General features: G+C 70.5%; 15 protein-coding genes. 11 read left to right on the forward strand and 4 right to left on the reverse strand.

Annotation, left to right across the window (positions count from 1 at the left end; genetic code table 11):
• Window positions 1–6 precede the first annotated feature (6 nt).
• From ACZ7OU_RS15400 to ACZ7OU_RS15410, 3 genes are all read right to left on the reverse strand, one after another.
• Entirely contained in the window at window positions 7–1164 is a 1158-nt protein-coding gene (locus tag ACZ7OU_RS15400; protein WP_470255937.1) for an EfeM/EfeO family lipoprotein, read from the reverse strand.
• A gap of 204 nt (window positions 1165–1368) precedes the next feature.
• A complete protein-coding gene (locus ACZ7OU_RS15405) occupies window positions 1369–2151 on the reverse strand; it encodes an ArsR/SmtB family transcription factor (protein ID WP_470255938.1) in 783 nt (260 codons plus the stop codon).
• Between the two features lie 78 nt (window positions 2152–2229).
• A complete protein-coding gene (locus ACZ7OU_RS15410; protein ID WP_470255464.1) occupies window positions 2230–2916 on the reverse strand; it encodes a hypothetical protein in 687 nt (228 codons plus the stop codon).
• A gap of 275 nt (window positions 2917–3191) precedes the next feature.
• On the opposite strand from ACZ7OU_RS15410, the gene ACZ7OU_RS15415 reads away from it, so the two are divergent.
• On the forward strand, window positions 3192–3998 hold the full coding sequence (locus ACZ7OU_RS15415) for a hypothetical protein (protein ID WP_470241298.1): 807 nt from the start codon (window positions 3192–3194) through the stop codon (window positions 3996–3998).
• Window positions 3995–5881, forward strand: coding sequence for a serine/threonine-protein kinase (locus ACZ7OU_RS15420; RefSeq protein ID WP_470255465.1), 1887 nt, complete (start codon window positions 3995–3997; stop codon window positions 5879–5881). Before ACZ7OU_RS15415 ends, ACZ7OU_RS15420 begins: the two co-directional genes overlap by 4 nt.
• On the opposite strand, the gene ACZ7OU_RS15425 is transcribed toward ACZ7OU_RS15420, so the two are convergent.
• Entirely contained in the window at window positions 5859–6281 is a 423-nt protein-coding gene (locus ACZ7OU_RS15425; RefSeq protein WP_470241296.1) for a hypothetical protein, read from the reverse strand. The two genes, ACZ7OU_RS15420 and ACZ7OU_RS15425, sit on opposite strands and share 23 nt — an antisense overlap.
• 282 nt (window positions 6282–6563) lie before the next feature.
• On the opposite strand from ACZ7OU_RS15425, the gene ACZ7OU_RS15430 reads away from it, so the two are divergent.
• From ACZ7OU_RS15430 to ACZ7OU_RS15470, 9 genes are all read left to right on the forward strand, one after another.
• Window positions 6564–7115: an AAA family ATPase gene (locus ACZ7OU_RS15430; RefSeq protein WP_470255466.1), complete on the forward strand. Its 552-nt coding sequence runs from the start codon at window positions 6564–6566 to the stop codon at window positions 7113–7115.
• Between the two features lie 408 nt (window positions 7116–7523).
• On the forward strand, window positions 7524–9290 hold the full coding sequence (locus ACZ7OU_RS15435) for a chitinase (protein ID WP_470255467.1): 1767 nt from the start codon (window positions 7524–7526) through the stop codon (window positions 9288–9290).
• A 46-nt stretch (window positions 9291–9336) separates the two neighbouring features.
• A complete protein-coding gene (locus ACZ7OU_RS15440; protein ID WP_470241293.1) occupies window positions 9337–10074 on the forward strand; it encodes an IclR family transcriptional regulator in 738 nt (245 codons plus the stop codon).
• Between the two features lie 69 nt (window positions 10075–10143).
• Window positions 10144–11295 carry a 4-hydroxybenzoate 3-monooxygenase gene (locus ACZ7OU_RS15445; protein WP_470241292.1) on the forward strand — a complete coding sequence of 384 codons (1152 nt, stop codon included), beginning with the start codon at window positions 10144–10146 and terminating at the stop codon, window positions 11293–11295.
• 208 nt (window positions 11296–11503) lie between these two features.
• Complete coding sequence (locus tag ACZ7OU_RS15450; protein ID WP_470255468.1) at window positions 11504–13123, forward strand: FAD-dependent oxidoreductase; 1620 nt, start codon at window positions 11504–11506, stop codon at window positions 13121–13123.
• Window positions 13124–13171: 48 nt separating this feature from the next.
• Complete coding sequence (locus tag ACZ7OU_RS15455) at window positions 13172–14227, forward strand: LacI family DNA-binding transcriptional regulator (protein ID WP_470255469.1); 1056 nt, start codon at window positions 13172–13174, stop codon at window positions 14225–14227.
• A 73-nt stretch (window positions 14228–14300) separates the two neighbouring features.
• Window positions 14301–15593, forward strand: a complete 1293-nt coding sequence (locus ACZ7OU_RS15460; protein WP_470255470.1) for an ABC transporter substrate-binding protein — start codon at window positions 14301–14303, stop codon at window positions 15591–15593.
• Window positions 15590–16474: a carbohydrate ABC transporter permease gene (locus tag ACZ7OU_RS15465; protein ID WP_470255471.1), complete on the forward strand. Its 885-nt coding sequence runs from the start codon at window positions 15590–15592 to the stop codon at window positions 16472–16474. Before ACZ7OU_RS15460 ends, ACZ7OU_RS15465 begins: the two co-directional genes overlap by 4 nt.
• Window positions 16464–17291: a carbohydrate ABC transporter permease gene (locus tag ACZ7OU_RS15470; protein ID WP_470255472.1), complete on the forward strand. Its 828-nt coding sequence runs from the start codon at window positions 16464–16466 to the stop codon at window positions 17289–17291. Before ACZ7OU_RS15465 ends, ACZ7OU_RS15470 begins: the two co-directional genes overlap by 11 nt.
• Window positions 17292–17402: the final 111 nt, after the last annotated feature.

Consider the following 17402-nt stretch of genomic DNA (forward strand, 5'->3'; position numbering starts at 1 on the left):
GGCCCATCACGAGACCCTCCTCGGCTCCGCGATCGCGGCGATCGGGGCCAGCAGCTCCGTCAGCTCGCTCACGTCGGCGTTCAGCTTCTGCCTCTCCTTCCGCGGCAGCTGCCCCAGCGGGGTCCACGTGCCGTCCGGGTGGTGGGCCGCGTCCAAAGTGGTCTGAGTGCGCGTCAACCAGCTGTCCACCTTGGACAGATCCGGGTACCTCGGTGCCAGCAACGGGCGGAGCACGTCCAGCACCGCGCGGGTGCCGTCGAGGTTGGCGCGGGCCGTCGCGAGGGTGGTGCCGCTGCCGTAGTCCGTGCGGCCCGTCAGTTCGAACTGCAGCGTGTTCTCCATGATCTCGTGCGCGCGCAGGCCGAGGTCGTTGCCGTCGACCTGGCTGTCGGCGAACGACGCCTGCAGCGCGCGGGCGTCCGTGTCCAGCTGGTCGGCCACCGGCGCGAGCGCGCCCAGGTCTTCGGCGTGCCAAAGGCCCTGTTCAAGGCGGTGGAAGCCGGTGAAGCCCTCGTCCGAGGTGCCGTTCGGGAGGCCGTCGGCGGTGCCGTTGAGCGCGCCGTCGGAGTCGCCGAACGCGTCGTACGCCGCGCCCAGCCGCTCGTACGTCAGGTGGGCCGTCAGCCACGCGGCCTCGCTCGCCGCGCGGTCGCCGCCGTGGACGGCGTTCTTCAGCGCGCCCGTGTTCGCGACCAGCTCGCCGAGACCCGTCGTGACGTGCTGCTGGTACGCCTTGAGCGGCCCGAGCAGGTCGTTGTGCGTCACGGGCGCGACGCCCGGGCCGGTCCGCTCGGCCCCGCCGCTGACCTGCACCGCCGGTCCGACGATCGCGCCGGCGTCCTCGGGCAGGCAGCGGAACGCGTAGCTGCCGTTGCCGAGGTTGACCTGCAGCGGCCGGGTGGTCGCCGGGCCGAGGCCCTCGACCTCGCCGTAGATCACGCCGGTCGCGGGGTCGATCAGGTCGACCTCGGCGGTCACCGACCCGGTGTTGTGCAGGCGGAACGTCTGCGGCCCCGGCTTCGGGTCGGCCCAGCCGGTGCCGCACGCCGAGCGCGACACCGCGATCTCGGGATCACCGGCGGACGCGCTGTCCGGCCAGAACGCCACGACGGCTCCCGCCGCGGCGACCACGACCACGGCCGCCACGATCCAGCGGCTACGCACTGACCCCGGCACGCACGCTCTCCCGTCACTCGATCGGACCATCACCGGTCACGGATTATGCGAGCCTATCGCCCGAAAAACCGCATCGGATGCCGTCGAGAGGAGGGAATTCACCGGGACTTCAGCCCGGCGCCCACGAAAGGGGGAGAAACCAGACGATTTCCTGTGCCAGATCTGTCTGGTTGGGACGATTGGTCCGGTTGGTTACGCTCCGGGCAGTGGAGAGCCGGTCTCCAGCAGCGTCTTCAGGCTCGAGAGCAGCGCGGGCCAGCCCTGGCTGCACATCGCCATGACCGTGCTGCCGGGCTCGAAGCCGTCGTGCAGCACCGTCAGCTTCACGGTTTCCCCCTGCGGTTCGAGGGTGAAACTGACTTTGGAACGGCCTTCCTGGCGCAGCTTCGAAAGCGTTTCCGCGTCGATTCCGTTTCCGGTCGCCCATTCGTCGGTGAATGTGTGCCAGGTGTAGGAAAGACGGCGGTACGGGTCCGATTCGAGGACGACCTGGTCGGGGTGGCTCGTTTTCGCGCCGCTTTCCGCCCAGACCATCGGCGAGCCTTTTTTCCAGTCGGTTTCGAAGGCGACACCCCAGTACTGCCGGGTGAACGCCGGTTCGGTAAGCGCTTGCCAGAGCTTTTCCGGGGTCGTGCTGATGTAGGAGGTGTAGACGAATTCGTTCATGGGTTCGGACTCCAGGGCTCGTTTCAGATCGGCCAGCGCGCCGGCCCGCCGCCGGTCGTAGCGGGTCATCCAGCGCTCGGCGATCGCGTTGATCGGCGCCGCGTCGAGGTGGTGCAGCTTTTCGCGGCCGCGCCAGGTCGTCGTGACCACGCCGGCCGCCTCGAGCACGGCCAGGTGCTTGCTCACCGACTGGCGGGCCATGTCCAGCCCCGCGCACAGTTCGCGCAGGGTCTGGCCGTTGCGCTCGTTGAGCGCGTCCAGCAGCTGACGGCGGCTGGGGTCGGCCAGCGCCTTGAACACCTCGTCCATCGCGCCTTCCCGTTCACATGCAGCCGTTCGGCTGCCTATGCACGATAGGCAGCCGAACGGCTGCATGTCAACCGGGGGTCAGCGGAAGCGGACCACCGTGATGCCCGCGAGCACGAAGAACACGAGGATGACCAGGGTGCCGGTCTGCCCGCCGGACGACCGCGTCACGACCTGGTCGACCGCGCCGGTCAGCCGCACCCCGCACTCGGCGACGACGGTGTGCGGCCCCGCCTCGATCCGCGTGAACTCGACAGGCGCGGTGAAGGCGCCGGAAGCGTCGGTGTAGGCGGAGCCGACCTCGACGCCGTCGGAGGTCAGGGTGACCATCCGGCTCGGCTCGCAGCCCTTCCCGGACGCCGACAGCTCGTCACCGGGCTGGACGCTCGGCCGGTCGAGGACCAGTTCGCCCGGCTTGGGCTCGGTGCTGGAGGTGGTCGTGGTGCCGGGGGTGGTCGGCGTCGTGGACGTCGGGGGTGTCGTCGTGGTCGTCGGCGGAGTGGTGCTGGTCGTGGGCGGCGGGGTCGTGGTGGTGCCGGGCTTGGTTGGCTGAGTGGTCACGACCGGCGGAGTGGTGGTGGTCGGGGGCGGCGGGGTTGTGGTGGGCGTGGCCGTGACGGTGAACCGGCTGCTCGCGGTGAGCGGCTGCTTGGTCCGGGCGTTGGTGCACGTGCCGGTGACCGGGTAGGTGCCCGGCTGGGCGCCGGCGGGCACGGTGGCCGCGACCGTGCCGCTGGTCTCCTGGAGGGTCGCGTTCCCCGTCCACATCGGCGTGCCGTTCCAGGAGAAAGTGATCGCCGTGCCGCAGGGGTAGAAATTCCAGGAAATGGTGAAGGAACTGCCCGCCTTGCCACTCGACGGTTTCAAACCAACCGTCGATGTGTATTGTGCATTGGCGTTACCCGCGAACGCCAGAAGCAGCATCGCTCCGGCGACGGCGCCGAAAAACAGCCGAACCACGATTCGCATTGGGACGTCCCTCCCCGGTGTGTGCTCGCTGTAGCATTCCGCACGACTCGGATAACGCAAGTAGGGGATGCCCAATGGGACGTGTCATCGCGGCGGGGGTTGCGTTGGGTTTGTGCGGGGTGCTGCTCGGCGCGCCACCCGCGTCGGCCGAAGCGGGCTCGCTCGGCGTGCAGGTGACGATCGACCGGCGGCCGATCGCCGACGCCACGGTCCCGATCGACCCGGCCAAGCAGGTCGAGGTGCAGGTCGTGGCCACCAACTCCGGCAGCGCCCCGGTCAAGGTCCGCAGCGTCCGGCTCTCCGGCGTCGCGCTCGCCCTCACCTTCTTCGCCTACGACACCACCGCGCCGTTCGAAGTGCCGGCGCGGGGCTCGGTCACCCGGACGTTCGTGCTCGACCTCGGCGACCTCACCGGGCAGGCGACCGGGCTGCTGCCGTCGTCGGTCGAGCTGCTCGACGCCCAGCGCGCGACGCTCGGCGAGGCGACGACGGTCGCCGACGTCCGGGGGTCCTTCTGGTCGGTCTACGGCGTCTTCGGCCTGGCGATGCTCGTGCTCACCGTCCTCACCTGGCTGACCGCGCTGCTCGCGCTCGCCCGGCATCGACTGGCCCCCAACCGCTGGCGTCGCGGCCTGCGGTTCCTGCCCGCCGGGTTCGGCACCGGGCTGGTCGCGGTGATCACGCTGTCGGTGCTGCGGCTGGTCCCGCCGGAGCCGGCGATCGAGATCCCGGTGGTGCTGGGCGCCGCGGCGATCGCGTTCCTGCTCGGCTACCTGACGCCGCACCCGGCGCCGCCGCCGGTCGTCACCGGCGGTGACGACACCGGCCGCGACACCACCGTCCGGATGGCGATCCCGCCCAGGCAGGAATTCACCCGATGAGCGCACCGGCCGAACTGGTCGCCGCGCTGCCGCAGTACGACATCGGCGCCGAGATCGGCGAAGGCGGCATGGGCGTCGTGTTCGCCGGGACGCACCGGACGCTGGGACGCAGCGTCGCGATCAAGCAGCTGCCGTGGGACGTGCTCAACCACGCCGCGAGCAGCGAGCTGTTCGACCGCGAGGCCCGCGTGCTGGCCAGCCTGGACCACCCGCACATCGTCCCGGTGTACGACTACGTCCGCACCGGCCGCGAGCACCTGCTGGTGATGGAACGGCTCGACGGCGGCACCGTGCACAGCCGGTTCCACGGCGGCGGCGTCAGCGGCGAGCAGGCGTGCGCGATCGGCCTGGCGATGCTCGCCGGGCTGCACGCGGCGCACCGGGCCGGCGTGCTGCACCTCGACGTCAAGCCGCGGAACCTGCTGTTCAACATGCAAGGCGTCGTGAAGGTGGCGGACTTCGGCATCGCGCGGGTGATCAGCGAGGGCGCCACGCTCGTCACACACGGGGGCGAAATCCTCGGCACCCCGGCGTACATCGCGCCCGAACAGGCGATGGGCAACGCGCTGAGCCCGGCGGCCGACGTCTACGCGGCCGGCACGGTGCTCTACGAACTGCTGTCCCGGCAGCTGCCGTTCGACAACACGCGCGGCGCGATCAGCATGATGCGCCAGCACATGTTCACCGACCCGCGGCCGATCGCGGGCGTCCCGATGCCGATCGCCGGCGTGATCATGCGCAGCCTCGCGCGCGAGCTCGATTCGCGGTACCGCGAGGTCGAGTCCTTCGCGGCCGACCTGGCCGGGGCCGCCACCGCCGTCTACGGACCGGGCTGGCTCGAGCGGTCCGGGGTGCCGGTGCTGCACCTGACGCCGCGGGTGATCGCCGGGCTGAACTCGCCCACCGCGCCGGCGCCGCCGGGGGAGGCCCGGACACGGCCGGTCCAGCGGCCGTCGGGCCCGAACGCGACGCTGGTCGCGCCGGGTGGGGTGCCGGACACCGGTCCTGGCTCGGGCGGCTGGCCGGGAGATGGCCCGGGCGGCGGCCGGCCGGGTGATGGTTCGGGAGGCTGGGCGGGAGATGGCTCGGGTTCGGCCGGCGGTGCGGGCGTCGGTGTTGCCGGCGGCGGCCCGGACTCCGGCCGCACCGGTGGCGGTTCCGGCCCGCTCGACCCGGCGGCCGGCTCGAAGGCCGCGGTGCTGTGGCTGCGGCTGGCCGCGGCGGCGGCCGCGATCGTGCTGGTCGTCCTCGCGCTGCTCAACCCGGAACGCTTGCCGCACCAGGCGTCCTCGACGCTGCTCCTCGGCACCCAGCCCGTCACGACGCCGGTCGAGGTGGACCTCAGCAAGCCGCTGGCGCTGGCCGGCACCGGCAACCCGGGGCACATCACGCTCACGCTGTCCGCGGCCGGGATCCCGCTCGGCTCGGCCGAAACCGACGCGAAAGCGGCCGGCAACGGCTTCACCGCGCAGCTCACCCTGCCGGCGATCGCGCGGTGGGTCGTCGGCGGCGCGGTGACGGCGACGGTGCAGACCGGGCCCGTCACGCAGACGTTCACGCTCCTCACCAGCCAGCACCCGCTGGCCAGCGCGATGGGCGCGGGCAGTCTCATCCTGGCGCTGTTCGCGCTCGCCTACCTCGAGTCCGGGCTGCGGACCATCCGCAACGGCCACCGCTGGCGCGGCGCGTCGGTCGGCGGGCCGGTGCTGGGCCTGCTGTTCGGCGCCGTGACGTGGCTGTGCGTGTCGGTGCTGCGGGTGCACGAACCGTCGCCGGGGTTCGGCGCCGGCTGCGCGGTGGCGGGCGCGGTCGCGGCCGGCCTCGTGGTCGCGGCGGCGCGGCGCCGGGCGTCCACAGTGGTCAGTCGACCATCCGGACGGTGACGTGCGGGCTGTAGCTCTTGCGCCGGCTCCACCCGGTTTCGGCGCAGAGGCTCAGCTGGATGGCGCGGTCGGCCGGCGCCCAGTAGCCGGTGCGGACGAAGTAGCCTTCCATCGTGTTCAGCGCGCCGAGGCGCTTGCGGGCCGAACACATCTCCCAGCCCCATTGGCGTCCGGTCTTCTCGACGCCGTTGCGCCGCACGGACAGGCACGGGTTCCCGACCGCGCGGATGTCGGCGTCGCCCTCGGTGACGTAGACGACGCCGTCGATCTTGTAGAACCGGTTGTTGTCGAGCAGGGAGACCTGCCCGGAGAGCGTGATCCCGACCCGGCCGCCGTCGTCGCCGGTGAGCGTCCAATCGAGACAGAATTCCTGGACCGGGAGTTCCAGCGACTGGGTCATGTCGAGTTCCCCTGTTCGAGCAGTGCGTCCCTTCCAGAAGATAGGGAAAATCCGGACGCCGGGAAGGGCTGCGGACGATCTTCACCCGAAGCGGTTCCGGAACGACGAATGCCTTGCCGCGCATGGGTTTTCAGGCGAGTGGGTGACTTCCCGCACGGGAGGTGACATCGGGTCGTCTTTCCGGGTGGCGCGGGCCGCACGGTCGAGTCCGCGTTTGGTTTGGTCACACTCCGTGAGCTTTAGGTAAAGGAACCATTACCTTTTCCCGGGCGTTGTCGGGGCATGAGCGAGACCACGGTGATCGAGCTCGGGCCCCGCGACCTGCTCGTGGTGGCGGGCCTGCCGGGCGCGGGCAAGACGACGATGCTCAACCACGCCGCGCCCGGCCTGGTGGTGCTGGATTCCGACCAGGTCCGCGCCCGCCTGGCGGCGGCGGTGCCCGCGGTGCCGTACCGCTGCTACCGGCCGGTGGTCCACGCGTGGCACCGCGCCCGGGTGGTCCGCCGGGCATGCGCGCCGGGGCCGCTGGTGGTCCACGAGCCGTCGACGCGCGCATCGACCCGGGCGTTGCTGGCGCTGGTGGGGGCGGTGAGCGGCCGGCCGGTGCGGCTGTTGTTCCTGGACGTGACGGCGGCGGAAGCATTGGCCGGCCAGCGCAGCCGCGGCCGCGTGGTGCGGCCGCGGTCGTTCGCTCGGCACGTGCGGCGGGCCGGGCGGTGGCGGGAGGCGTTGCTGGCGTCGCGGGTGCCGGTGGGGTGGAGCAGTGTCCAGGTGATCGACCGGGCCAGGGCCGGGCGGACGCGGGTGGTGGCGAAGCTGCTGGTGAGCTGCTGAGGGGTGGGTGCCGGCGCGGGTCGCGGGTGTTGCCGAGGCGCTGAGGGGCGTGGCCTCCGGAGGCGGTGCTGGCGGGTAGCCGAGAGGGGGTGCCGGCAGGGGTGTGGCTTCCGGGCTCGGTTGAGGCGAAGGCGAAGGCGCTGAGGGACGTTGCCTGGCCGCACGCGTGCCGCGATGGCCGGTTCGCGTGCCTCGCGTGCCGGATGGTCGGCTTGCGTGCCCGGGCGGTCAGCCAGATGCCCAAGCCGGGCAGGCGCGGGAGGCCAGGCGAGCCGGGCAGAGCGGCGGGGAGCAACCCGGGGAGGCCACTCGCGGTAGCCCCCGCAGCCGCCCATCACCCTCAGTTGGTCTGGACATTTTACATATTGGTCTAGACAATATCGGGTAACTCCCCGACTGGAGGACCCGATGAGGCGTTCCAGACTGTCCGCAACCCTCGCCGCCTTCGTGCTCGCGCTCTCCGGTCTGGTGACCGGGAATGCCGAGGCCGCCAACCTCCTCACCAACCCCGGTTTCGAAGCCGGCTCGCTCTCCGGCTGGACCTGTGCCAACGCCACCACCGTCAGCTCACCCGTGCACGGTGGTGGCTACGCGCTCGCCGGCACCCCCGTCGGTGCCGACTACGCCCAGTGCGCGCAAACCGTGTCCGTTCAGGCGAACACCACCTACACCGTCTCGGCCTGGGTGCGCGGGAACCCGGTCTACCTCGGCATCACCGGCGGCGCCTCCACCTGGTCCGGCAACTCCGGCGCCTACAACCAGCTCTCGCTCACCTTCACCACCGGCAACCAGACCTCCGCCCAGCTCTACCTCCACGGCTGGTACGGCGCCGGCACCTACTACGCCGACGACGTCGTCCTCGACGGTCCCGGTGGCAGCACCCCCGGTACTCCCGGTGCGCCCGGGACCCCCGCCACCGGCGGCATCACCAACACCTCCATCGCCCTCAGCTGGGGCGCCGCCGCCGGGACCGTCACCGGGTACCGCGTCTACGAAGGCGGCACCGTCGTCGCGACGACGACCGGCACCAATGCCACCATCTCCGGCCTGACCGCCTGCACAACCCACAGCTACTCGGTCGCGGCCTACAACGCCGCCGGTGAATCGCCGAAGAGTGCGACCACCAGCGCCACCACCAGCGGCTGCGTCGACACCGGGCTGCCGAAGCACTCGCTCATCGGCTACCTGCACTCCAGCTTCGCGAACGGCTCCGGCTACGTCCGGATGGCCGACGTCCCCGCCGCCTGGGACATCATCGACCTCGCGTTCGGCGAACCGACGTCCGTCACCTCCGGGGACATCCGCTTCAACCGGTGCCCGGCGACCGAATGCCCGAACGTCGAGAGCGACGCCGACTTCACCGCCGCCATCAAGGCCAAGCAGGCGCAGGGCAAGAAGGTCCTGATCTCCATCGGCGGCCAGAACGGCCAGGTCCAGCTGACGACGACCGCCGCGCGCGACAAGTTCGTCAGCTCCGTCTCGGCGATCATCGACAAGTGGGGCCTCAACGGCCTCGACGTCGACTTCGAGGGCCACTCGCTCTCGCTCAACGCCGGGGACACCGACTTCCGCAACCCGACCACCCCGGTGATCGTCAACCTGATCTCCGCGCTGAAGTCGCTCAAGGCCAAGTACGGCTCGGGTTTCGTGCTCACCATGGCGCCGGAGACGTTCTTCGTGCAGGTCGGCTACCAGTTCTACGGCGGCACGAGCGCCGGTGACGCGCGGACCGGCGCCTACCTGCCGGTGATCCACGCGCTGCGGGACTCGCTGACCGTGCTGCACGTCCAGGACTACAACTCCGGCCCGGTCATGGGGCTCGACAACCAGTACCACAACATGGGCGGCGCCGAGTTCCACATCGCGATGACCGACATGCTCAAGGCCGGCTTCACCGTCGCGAACACCGGGCAGTTCTTCCCCGGGCTGCGGCCGGACCAGATCGCGGTCGGGCTGCCGGCGGCGGTCAGCGCGGGCAACGGCTACACGTCGCCCGCGGACGTCCAGACGGCGGTCAACTGCCTGGTCAAAGGCAGTGGCTGCGGCTCGTACACACTGCGCGGCGGGACGTCGCCGGCGCTGCGCGGGCTGATGACGTGGTCGATCAACTGGGACAAGTACTACAACTGGGAGTTCCAGAACAGCCACGAGCCGTTCCTGAACTCGCTGCCGTGACGCGTCGCGGTGTGCCCCGCTCCCGCGGTGGGGCACACTGCCTGACGTGGTGAAACGCGACTCCGTGCTGACGCGCGTCGTCCGGATCTTCGAGACGTTCGAGCCGGACGCGCCCGCGTTGCGCGTCACCGACATCGCGCGGCGGGCCGGGCTGCACGTCGCGACGGCGTCGCGGCTGATCGAAGAGCTGGTCGGGCACGGCTGGCTGCGGCGCGACCCCGATCGGAGGATCCGCGTGGGCGTCCGGTTGTGGGAGCTCGCGTCGCGCGCGTCGCCGACGCTGGGGCTGCGCGAAGCGGCGATGCCGTTCATGGAGGACCTGCACGCCGTCGTCGGGCACCACACCCAGCTCGCCGTGCTGGAGGACCGCGAGGTGCTGTTCGTCGAGCGGCTTTCCGCGCCCGGCGCGATCGTGAACGTGACGCGGGTGGCCGGGCGGCTGCCGCTGCACGCGTCGTCGTCCGGGCTCGTGCTGCTCGCCCATGCGCCCGCTGACCTGCAGGAACAGGTGCTGGCCGGTCCGCTGGAGGCTTTCCGGCGCACGACGTTGACCGACCCGGCGCGGCTGCGGCGCTTCCTCGCCGACGTCCGGCGAGACGGCTACGCGTACTGCGCGGGCTTCATCGACGAAGAGACGACGGGGATCGCCGTCCCGCTGCGGGGACCGGGTGGTGACGTCGTCGCGGCGCTGTCGGTGATCGTGCCCAACGACGACTCCGCGCGGATGCAGATCCCGGCGTTGCGCGCCGCGGCGCGCGGAATCTCGCGGACACTCTCTCACTGAATGAGAATGGTCTGGAGTGCGCGGGCCGGCGGGGAGATGCTCGGGCTCTCCGCGTGAAAGGACGTTGCCGTGCGCACCCAGGTCGTCATCGTCGGCGCCGGCCCGGCCGGGCTGCTGCTGTCCCACCTGCTCGGCCTCGAAGGCATCGACTCGGTGCTCGTCGAGCGGCAGACCGCCGAGCACGTCCAGGCGCGGATCCGCGCGGGGATGCTTGAGGCGGGCACGGTCGAGCTGCTGCGCTCGGTGGGGCTCGGCGCGCGGCTCGACGTCGAGGGCATGGAGCACCGCGGCATCCACCTGCAGTGGCCCGGCGAGCGGCACCACCTGGACTTCGTCGACCTCGTCGGCCGGCCGGTGACGATCTACGGGCAGACCGAGATCACCAAGGACCTGATGGCGGCGCGGGAAAAGGCGGGCCGTCCGGTGTACTACTCGGCGTCGGACGTCGAGCTGCACGACGTGACGGGCTCGCCGTCCGTGACCTTTGTGGACGCCGACGGTGCGGCACGGCGGGTCGACGCGGACGTGGTCGTCGGCTGCGACGGGTTCCACGGGCCGAGCCGGCTGTCCATTCCGGACGCTCAGGTCTCGGAGCGGGCGTACCCGTTCGCGTGGCTGGGCGTGCTGGCCGACGTCGCGCCGTCGGCGGACGAGCTGATCTACGCCTGGCACCCGGACGGCTTCGCGATGCACAGCATGCGCTCGCCGCGGGTGAGCCGGTTCTACCTGCAGGTGGCGCCGGACGAGGACATCGCCGAGTGGAGCGACGACCGGATCTGGACGGCCTTGTCGACGCGGCTCGCCTTTTCCGGCTGGACGCTCGGGACCGGCACGATCACCGAGAAGAGCGTGCTGCCGATGCGGAGCTTCGTGTCGACGCCGATGCGGCACGGAAACCTCTACCTGGCCGGGGATGCGGCGCACATCGTGCCGCCGACGGGCGCGAAGGGGCTGAACCTGGCGGTGGCGGACGTCGCGCTGCTGTCCCGTGCGCTGACCGCGTCCTTCCGCGGTGATGACACGCTGGCCGACGCGTACTCGGAGACGGCGTTGCGGCGAGTCTGGCGTTGCACGCACTTCTCGTGGTGGATGACGTCGATGCTGCACCGCCACGGCGACGACTTCGACGCCCAGCTCCAGCTCGCCCAGCTCCGTCGCACGGTGAGCTCGGTGTCCGCGGCGACCGAACTGGCCGACAACTACTCCGGCATCCCCCTGTAACCCGTGACGGAAGGGGCATCACGCGTGATCAGCGGGGCATCACTCGTGTCTGGAGGGGCATCGCGCTGATGCCCGTCTGATCACGCGTGATGCCTGCTCAATCACGCGTGATGCCTCTTCGCGCACAATCTGGCTCTTGACGTCCGGCCTGGTCCCAGCGCACCATACCCGCGTAGTAATTCGAATTATCAGCGCCGGGGAAGGCTTCATGAGGGAACTGGACACGGAGATTCTGGTGGTCGGCGGGGGACTCGGCGGGGTCGCCGCCGCGCTGGCCGCGGCGAGTCACGGCCGGCGGGTCGTGCTCACCGAGGAGACCGACTGGCTCGGCGGCCAGCTCACCGCCCAGGCCGTGCCGCCGGACGAGAACCCCTGGATCGAGCGGTTCGGCTCCACCCGCACCTACCGTGACCTGCGTGAGGGCATCCGCGACCACTACCGCCGGCACTACCCGCTGCGCGCCGAGGCTGCGAAGCGGCCGGAGCTCAACCCGGGCGCGGGACGGGTCAGCAAGCTCTGCGGCGAACCCCGCGTCGCGCTGGCCGTCATCGAAGCCATGCTCGCGCCGCACGTCAGCGCCGGGCGGATCCACGTCCTGCGTAACCACCGGCCGGTCGAGGCGCACACGACGCACGACCGCGTCGACGCCGTGGTGCTCGAAAGCGGCCAGGACAAAGTCACCGTCAAGGCCCAGTACGTCCTCGACGCCACCGAGAACGGCGACCTCCTGCCGCTCACCGGCACCGAGCACGTCACCGGCGCCGAAGCCCGCAGTGAGCACGGCGAACCGCACGCGCCGGAAGAAGCCGCCCCGGCCAACCTCCAGGGCATCACCTACTGCTTCGCGGTTTCCCACCACGAGGGGGAGAACCACGTCATCGACAAGCCCGCGATGTACGGCTTCTGGCGCGACTACCAGCCGGACTTCTGGCCCGGCCCGCTGCTCGGCTTCGTCGCGCCCGACCCCCGGACGCTCGAACCGGGGAAACGCACCTTCGTCCCCAACCCGCCCGGCGACCCGCTGGCCGTCAGCGCCGACCAGAGCGCCGACGCCGGGGACAAGGAGCTGTGGGCCTTCCGCCGCATCCTCGCCCGCAACCTCCACACCGACGGCGCGTTCGACTCCGACATCACGCTCGTCAACTGGCCCCTCAACGACTACTGGCTCAAGCCCGCGCTCACGATCCCCGGCCACACCACCGAGGACGACGTGGTGACCGCGCACTACGAAGCCAAGCAGCTGAGTCTGTCCGTCCTGTACTGGCTGCAGACCGAAGCGCCCCGCGCGGACGGCGGCACCGGCTTCCCCGGGCTCAAGCTCCGCCCCGACGTCACCGACACGAAGGACGGACTCGCGAAGTCCGCGTACGTCCGCGAAGCGCGGCGCATAAAGGCCGTCACGACCGTCACCGAGCACGACGTCTCTGCCGAGATCCTCGGCGTCGACGGCCGCGTGCGCCGCGACGACGCCGTCGGGGTCGGGAGCTACCGGATCGACCTGCACCCCTCGACCGGCGGGGACAACTACATCGACGTCGCGAGCGTCCCGTACGAGATCCCGCTGGGTGCGCTGCTGCCGGTCCGCACGAGGAACCTGCTGCCGGCCGGCAAGAACATCGGCACCACGCACATCACCAACGGCTGCTTCCGGCTGCACCCGGTGGAGTGGAACATCGGCGAGGTCGCCGGGCTGCTCGCCGCGTTCGCCATCGGCGAGGACGTCGAACCGCGGGCCGTGCGGGAAGACCCGCGGCACTTCGAGGACTTCGCCCGGATGCTCGACCACGCCGGGGTGGAGCGCCGCTGGCCGGAAGTGCGGGGCTACTGATGCGGCCGCCGGTAAGGTCTGGCGGAGACGAGCCGGAGGGAGTCACGGATGACGGCGGGTTCGGGCCGGGTCACGCAGGCCCAGGTGGCGCGCCTGGCCGGCGTCTCGCAGGCCGTCGTGTCCATGGTCCTCAACGGCTCCGACAGCCTGCGCATCACCCCGGAGACCCGCGACCGCGTGCAGCAGGTGCTCCGCGAGACCGGGTACACCGTGGACATCATGGGCCGCCGGCTGCGCGGTGGGACCAACCAGATCCTCGGCGTCTTCACCTACGAGTCGGTGTTCCCGTCCGGGGTGGCCGACTTCTACCGGCCGTTCCTGCTCGGCATCGAGGAAGAGGCCGAGAAACAGGGCTTCGACCTGCTCCTGTTCACCAGCGGTGGCCGCCGCGACGGGCGCCGCCGCATCTACGAGGCGGGCACGAACCGGCTGCGCATCGCCGACGGCTCGATCCTGCTGGGCCGGCACAACGACCCGCAGGAGCTCGCGCAGCTCGTCGAGGAGCAGTTCCCGTTCGTGTTCGTCGGGCGCCGCGAGTCGCCGACCGGGCCGATCAGCTACGTCGGCGCGGACTACGTCGCGGCCACCCGTGAGGTCCACGACCGGCTGTGGGCCCTCGGGCACCGGCGGATCGGCCTGCTCAGCGTGACCGAGGAGAACGAGCCGACGCTCGACCGCCGCAGCGGGTACGAAGCGGCGGCGCGCAAGCGACGCCGTCCGCCGCTGGTGTTCCTCGAAGAGGACCCGGCGATCGCGCTGCGGCAGGTGCTCGACACCGGCGTCACGGCGTTGCTCGTCGAGAGCTCGGCGATGGCCGACGCCATCCTCGCGTGCGCGCACGACCTCGGCCTGGACGTGCCCGCGGACCTCTCGATCGTGGTGCTGGGCGACGCCGACCCGTCGCAGCAGCCGCACGCGCACGCCGTGCCGAGCACCGCCACCGACTGGTCGATGTTCCGCATCCCGCGCCACGAAATGGGCGTGCACGCCGTGCGCGTGCTCGTCGAGCTGTTGAAGAACCCCCGGTCGCGCCAGCTGCTCCTGCCGTGCAAGATCCACGAGGGCGCCACCGCGACGGGACCCTCCACACCAGACTCCCGCTGAGGCCGAACGGCCTGTTGACAGTGCACGGGGCGACGCTTACCGTCCCTGCTAATTCGAATAACCAGGAGGCATCGTGGCCTACCGTAGAACCCGGCTGCTCGCCGCCGCGGCCCTGTCCGCCGTCGCACTGGCTTCGACCGCCTGCTCCGGCGGCGCCGGCGACGACACGAACATCGCGCTGCGCATGACGGTCTGGACGACCGACAAGAACCAGCTCGCCCTCTTCGACTCCATCGCCACCGAGTACCGCAAGGCCCACCCGGAGGTCGCGTCGGTCAAGTTCGACGTCGTCCCGGGGGACACCAGCGCCTACTCGGCCGCGCTCACCACCCAGCTCTCCGGCGGCAACCCGCCGGACCTGGCGTGGATCCTCGAGCGCGATGCCCCCGACTTCGTCCAGTCCGGCGCGCTGACGAACCTGAAGCCCACTTTGGACGCCGCCGCCGGGTACAACGCCGGTGAGCTGGTCCCGTCGGCCACGAAGCTGTGGACCAAGGACAGCGGCCTCTACGCCTACCCGTTCTCGACGTCGCCGTTCGGCATGTTCTACAACAAGAACCTGCTCACCCAGGCGGGCATCACCGAGACGCCCGACCAGCTGCTCGCGAGTGGACGGTGGACGTGGGACGCCGCCAAGCAGATCGCCACCCAGGTCGCCGCGAAGGACACCGGCAAGGCCGGACTGGTGATCCGCGAGTTCGAGTACAAGCAGTGGGTGCTGCTGGCCTCGGTCTGGCGCGGCTTCGGCGCCGACGCGTGGGGCCCGGACGGCAAGACCTGCGGGTTCGCCAGCCCCGAGATGACGTCCGCGATGACGTTCCTGCACCAGGCGATCTTCACCGACAAGGCGCTGCCGGGCCCGGGTACGACGGCGGACTTCTTCGCCGGGGAAAGCGGCTTGACCATCGCGCAGATCAGCCGGGCCGGGCTGCTCAAGGCCAAGCCGTTCGAGTGGGGCATCGTCCCGCTGCCCGCCGGGCCGAAGGCGAACGCGCAGGTCATCGGCCAGGCCGGGATCGGCGTCCCGGTGAAGGGCAAGCACGCCAAGGCGGCGGCGGACTTCCTCGCGTTCTTCACCAACCCGGCCAACTCGGCGAAGCTCGGCCAGTACTTCCCGCCCGCCCGTGACAGCCTGCTCAACGCGGCCACCCTCGCCAAGGCGAACCCGTTGTTCAGCCAGGAACAGCTGCAGAACGTCGTGGTGAACGGAATCAAGACCGGCGCCGTGCTCCCGTCGCACACCGGAAGCGCGCGGATCGCGTCGCTCGTCCAGTCCGCTTTGGACCCGATGTGGAAGCCGGACGCGAACGTGCCCGCCGCGCTGGACGGTGTCTGCCAGGCGATCGACCCGGCGCTGAGCCAATGACGTTGACGTCGAAGAAGCGCGACGCGCTGGCGGGGTGGATCTTCATCGCCCCGCAGGCGCTGGGCTTCCTCGCCTTCGTCGTGGCGCCGCTCGCCGCGGTCGTCTGGTACAGCTTCCAGGACGTCAACCTGCTGGCCGGGACGTCGGCGTTCGCCGGCGCGGACAACTACGCGAAGCTCTTCGACGACCCGACCGCGCCGAAGGTCGCCCGCGCCACGGCGATCTTCTGCGTCGGCCTGGTCGTGCTCAACCTGACCCTCGCGCTGTCGCTGGCGTTGCTGCTCAACCTGAAACTGCGCGGTACCACGGTGTTCCGGACGGTCTTCTTCTCGCCGGTGGTCGTCACGCTCGTCGCGTGGACGATCGTCTGGAACTTCCTCCTTCAGGACAACGGCGGGATCAACGCGCTGCTGCAGACCGTCGGCATCGACGGGCCGAACTGGCTGCGCGGCAACGGCACCGCGATGCTGTCGGTGATCGTGGTGCAGGTGCTGAAGAACGTCGGGCTGAACATGGTCTTGTTCCTCGCTGCCCTGCAAGGCATTCCGACGTCCATCATGGAGGCGTCGCAATTGGACGGTGCCGGGCCGTGGCGGCGGTTCCGGTCGGTGATCCTGCCGATGATCAGCCCGACGACGTTGCTGACGGCGATCATCACCGTCGCCGGCGCGTTGCAGGTGTTCGCGCAGATCCAGGTGCTGACCCTCGGCGGGCCGGCCGACAGCACCAACGTGCTGGTGTTCTACTTCTACCAGCAGGCTTTCGCCAACCACGACCTCGGCTACGGCTCCGCGCTGGCCGTCGTGCTGTTCCTCGTCATCCTCGTGCTCACGCTGCTGCAGTGGCGGATGCGGAAGCGGTGGGTGTTCCATGAGTCGTAGGGCCAAGATCGCGAGCTACGTCGTGATGGTCGTGCTGGCCGTGCCGTTCGTGTTCCCCACCTGGTGGATGATCACGGCCTCGCTACTGCCGGCCAACGAGGTGCTCGCGTACCCGCCGAAGCTGTTCCCGAACCAGCCGCAGTGGGAGAACTACAAGGCCGCGTTCACCGACTTTCCGTTGGCGCGGCAGTACTTCAACAGCCTCTACATCGCCGTGCTCGTCACGCTCGGCACGATGTTCTTCTCCTCGCTCGCCGGGTACGCGTTCGCCCGCATCCGGTTCCGCGGCGAGAAGCTGTTCGGGCTGATCCTCGTCGGGCTGATGGTGCCGAGCGAGGTCACGATCATCCCGCTGTTCCGGCTGGTCGACGACCTCGGGCTGACCAACACGCACTGGCCGCTGATCGTCGTCCCGATCTTCGGCGCGCCGAGCGTGCTCGCGACGTTCGTGATGCGGCAGTTCTTCATCACGATCCCGGGCGAGCTCGAAGAAGCGGGCCGGCTCGACGGTCTGTCCCGGTTCGGGCTCTACCGCCGCGTCGCTATGCCGATCGCGAAACCCGCGTTGGCCGCGGTCGCCATCTTCACGTTCCTCAACACGTGGAACTTCTTCCTGGAACCGCTGGTCTACCTGACCGACAAGGACATGTTCACGCTGCCGGTGGCGCTGACGCAGTACGTCGACGTCTACGGCGGTCACCTCTGGAACGTCCAGCTCGCCGCCGCGACCACCACGGTCGTGCCGGTCCTGGTCGTGTTCATCATCGCGCAGCGCCAGTTCGTCGAAGGGCTCGCCCAGAGCGGCCTCAAAGGCTAGGAGGCAGTTGTGATCGATCGCAGAACCTTCCTCGGCGGGGCCACCGCCGCCGCGGCGCTCGGCATCGTCGGTGCCGGGACCGCGTCCGCCGCGGTACCCCCGCCGGTGGGC

This window comes from Amycolatopsis sp. NPDC114505 (assembly GCF_055633615.1).

Bases quoted from the DNA above. Each gene is read 5' to 3' on its own strand.
- ACZ7OU_RS15405 (WP_470255938.1), bottom strand. From the start codon at position 2,151: ATGGACGAGGTGTTCAAGGCGCTGGCCGACCCCAGCCGCCGTCAGCTG.
- ACZ7OU_RS15410 (WP_470255464.1), bottom strand. From the start codon at position 2,916: ATGTGGACGGGGAACGCGACCCTCCAGGAGACCAGCGGCACGGTCGCG.
- ACZ7OU_RS15415 (WP_470241298.1), top strand. From the start codon at position 3,192: ATGGGACGTGTCATCGCGGCGGGGGTTGCGTTGGGTTTGTGCGGGGTG.
- ACZ7OU_RS15420 (WP_470255465.1), top strand. From the start codon at position 3,995: ATGAGCGCACCGGCCGAACTGGTCGCCGCGCTGCCGCAGTACGACATC.
- ACZ7OU_RS15425 (WP_470241296.1), bottom strand. From the start codon at position 6,281: ATGACCCAGTCGCTGGAACTCCCGGTCCAGGAATTCTGTCTCGATTGG.
- ACZ7OU_RS15430 (WP_470255466.1), top strand. From the start codon at position 6,564: ATGAGCGAGACCACGGTGATCGAGCTCGGGCCCCGCGACCTGCTCGTG.
- ACZ7OU_RS15435 (WP_470255467.1), top strand. From the start codon at position 7,524: ATGAGGCGTTCCAGACTGTCCGCAACCCTCGCCGCCTTCGTGCTCGCG.
- ACZ7OU_RS15450 (WP_470255468.1), top strand. From the start codon at position 11,504: ATGAGGGAACTGGACACGGAGATTCTGGTGGTCGGCGGGGGACTCGGC.
- ACZ7OU_RS15455 (WP_470255469.1), top strand. From the start codon at position 13,172: ATGACGGCGGGTTCGGGCCGGGTCACGCAGGCCCAGGTGGCGCGCCTG.
- ACZ7OU_RS15465 (WP_470255471.1), top strand. From the start codon at position 15,590: ATGACGTTGACGTCGAAGAAGCGCGACGCGCTGGCGGGGTGGATCTTC.
- ACZ7OU_RS15470 (WP_470255472.1), top strand. From the start codon at position 16,464: ATGAGTCGTAGGGCCAAGATCGCGAGCTACGTCGTGATGGTCGTGCTG.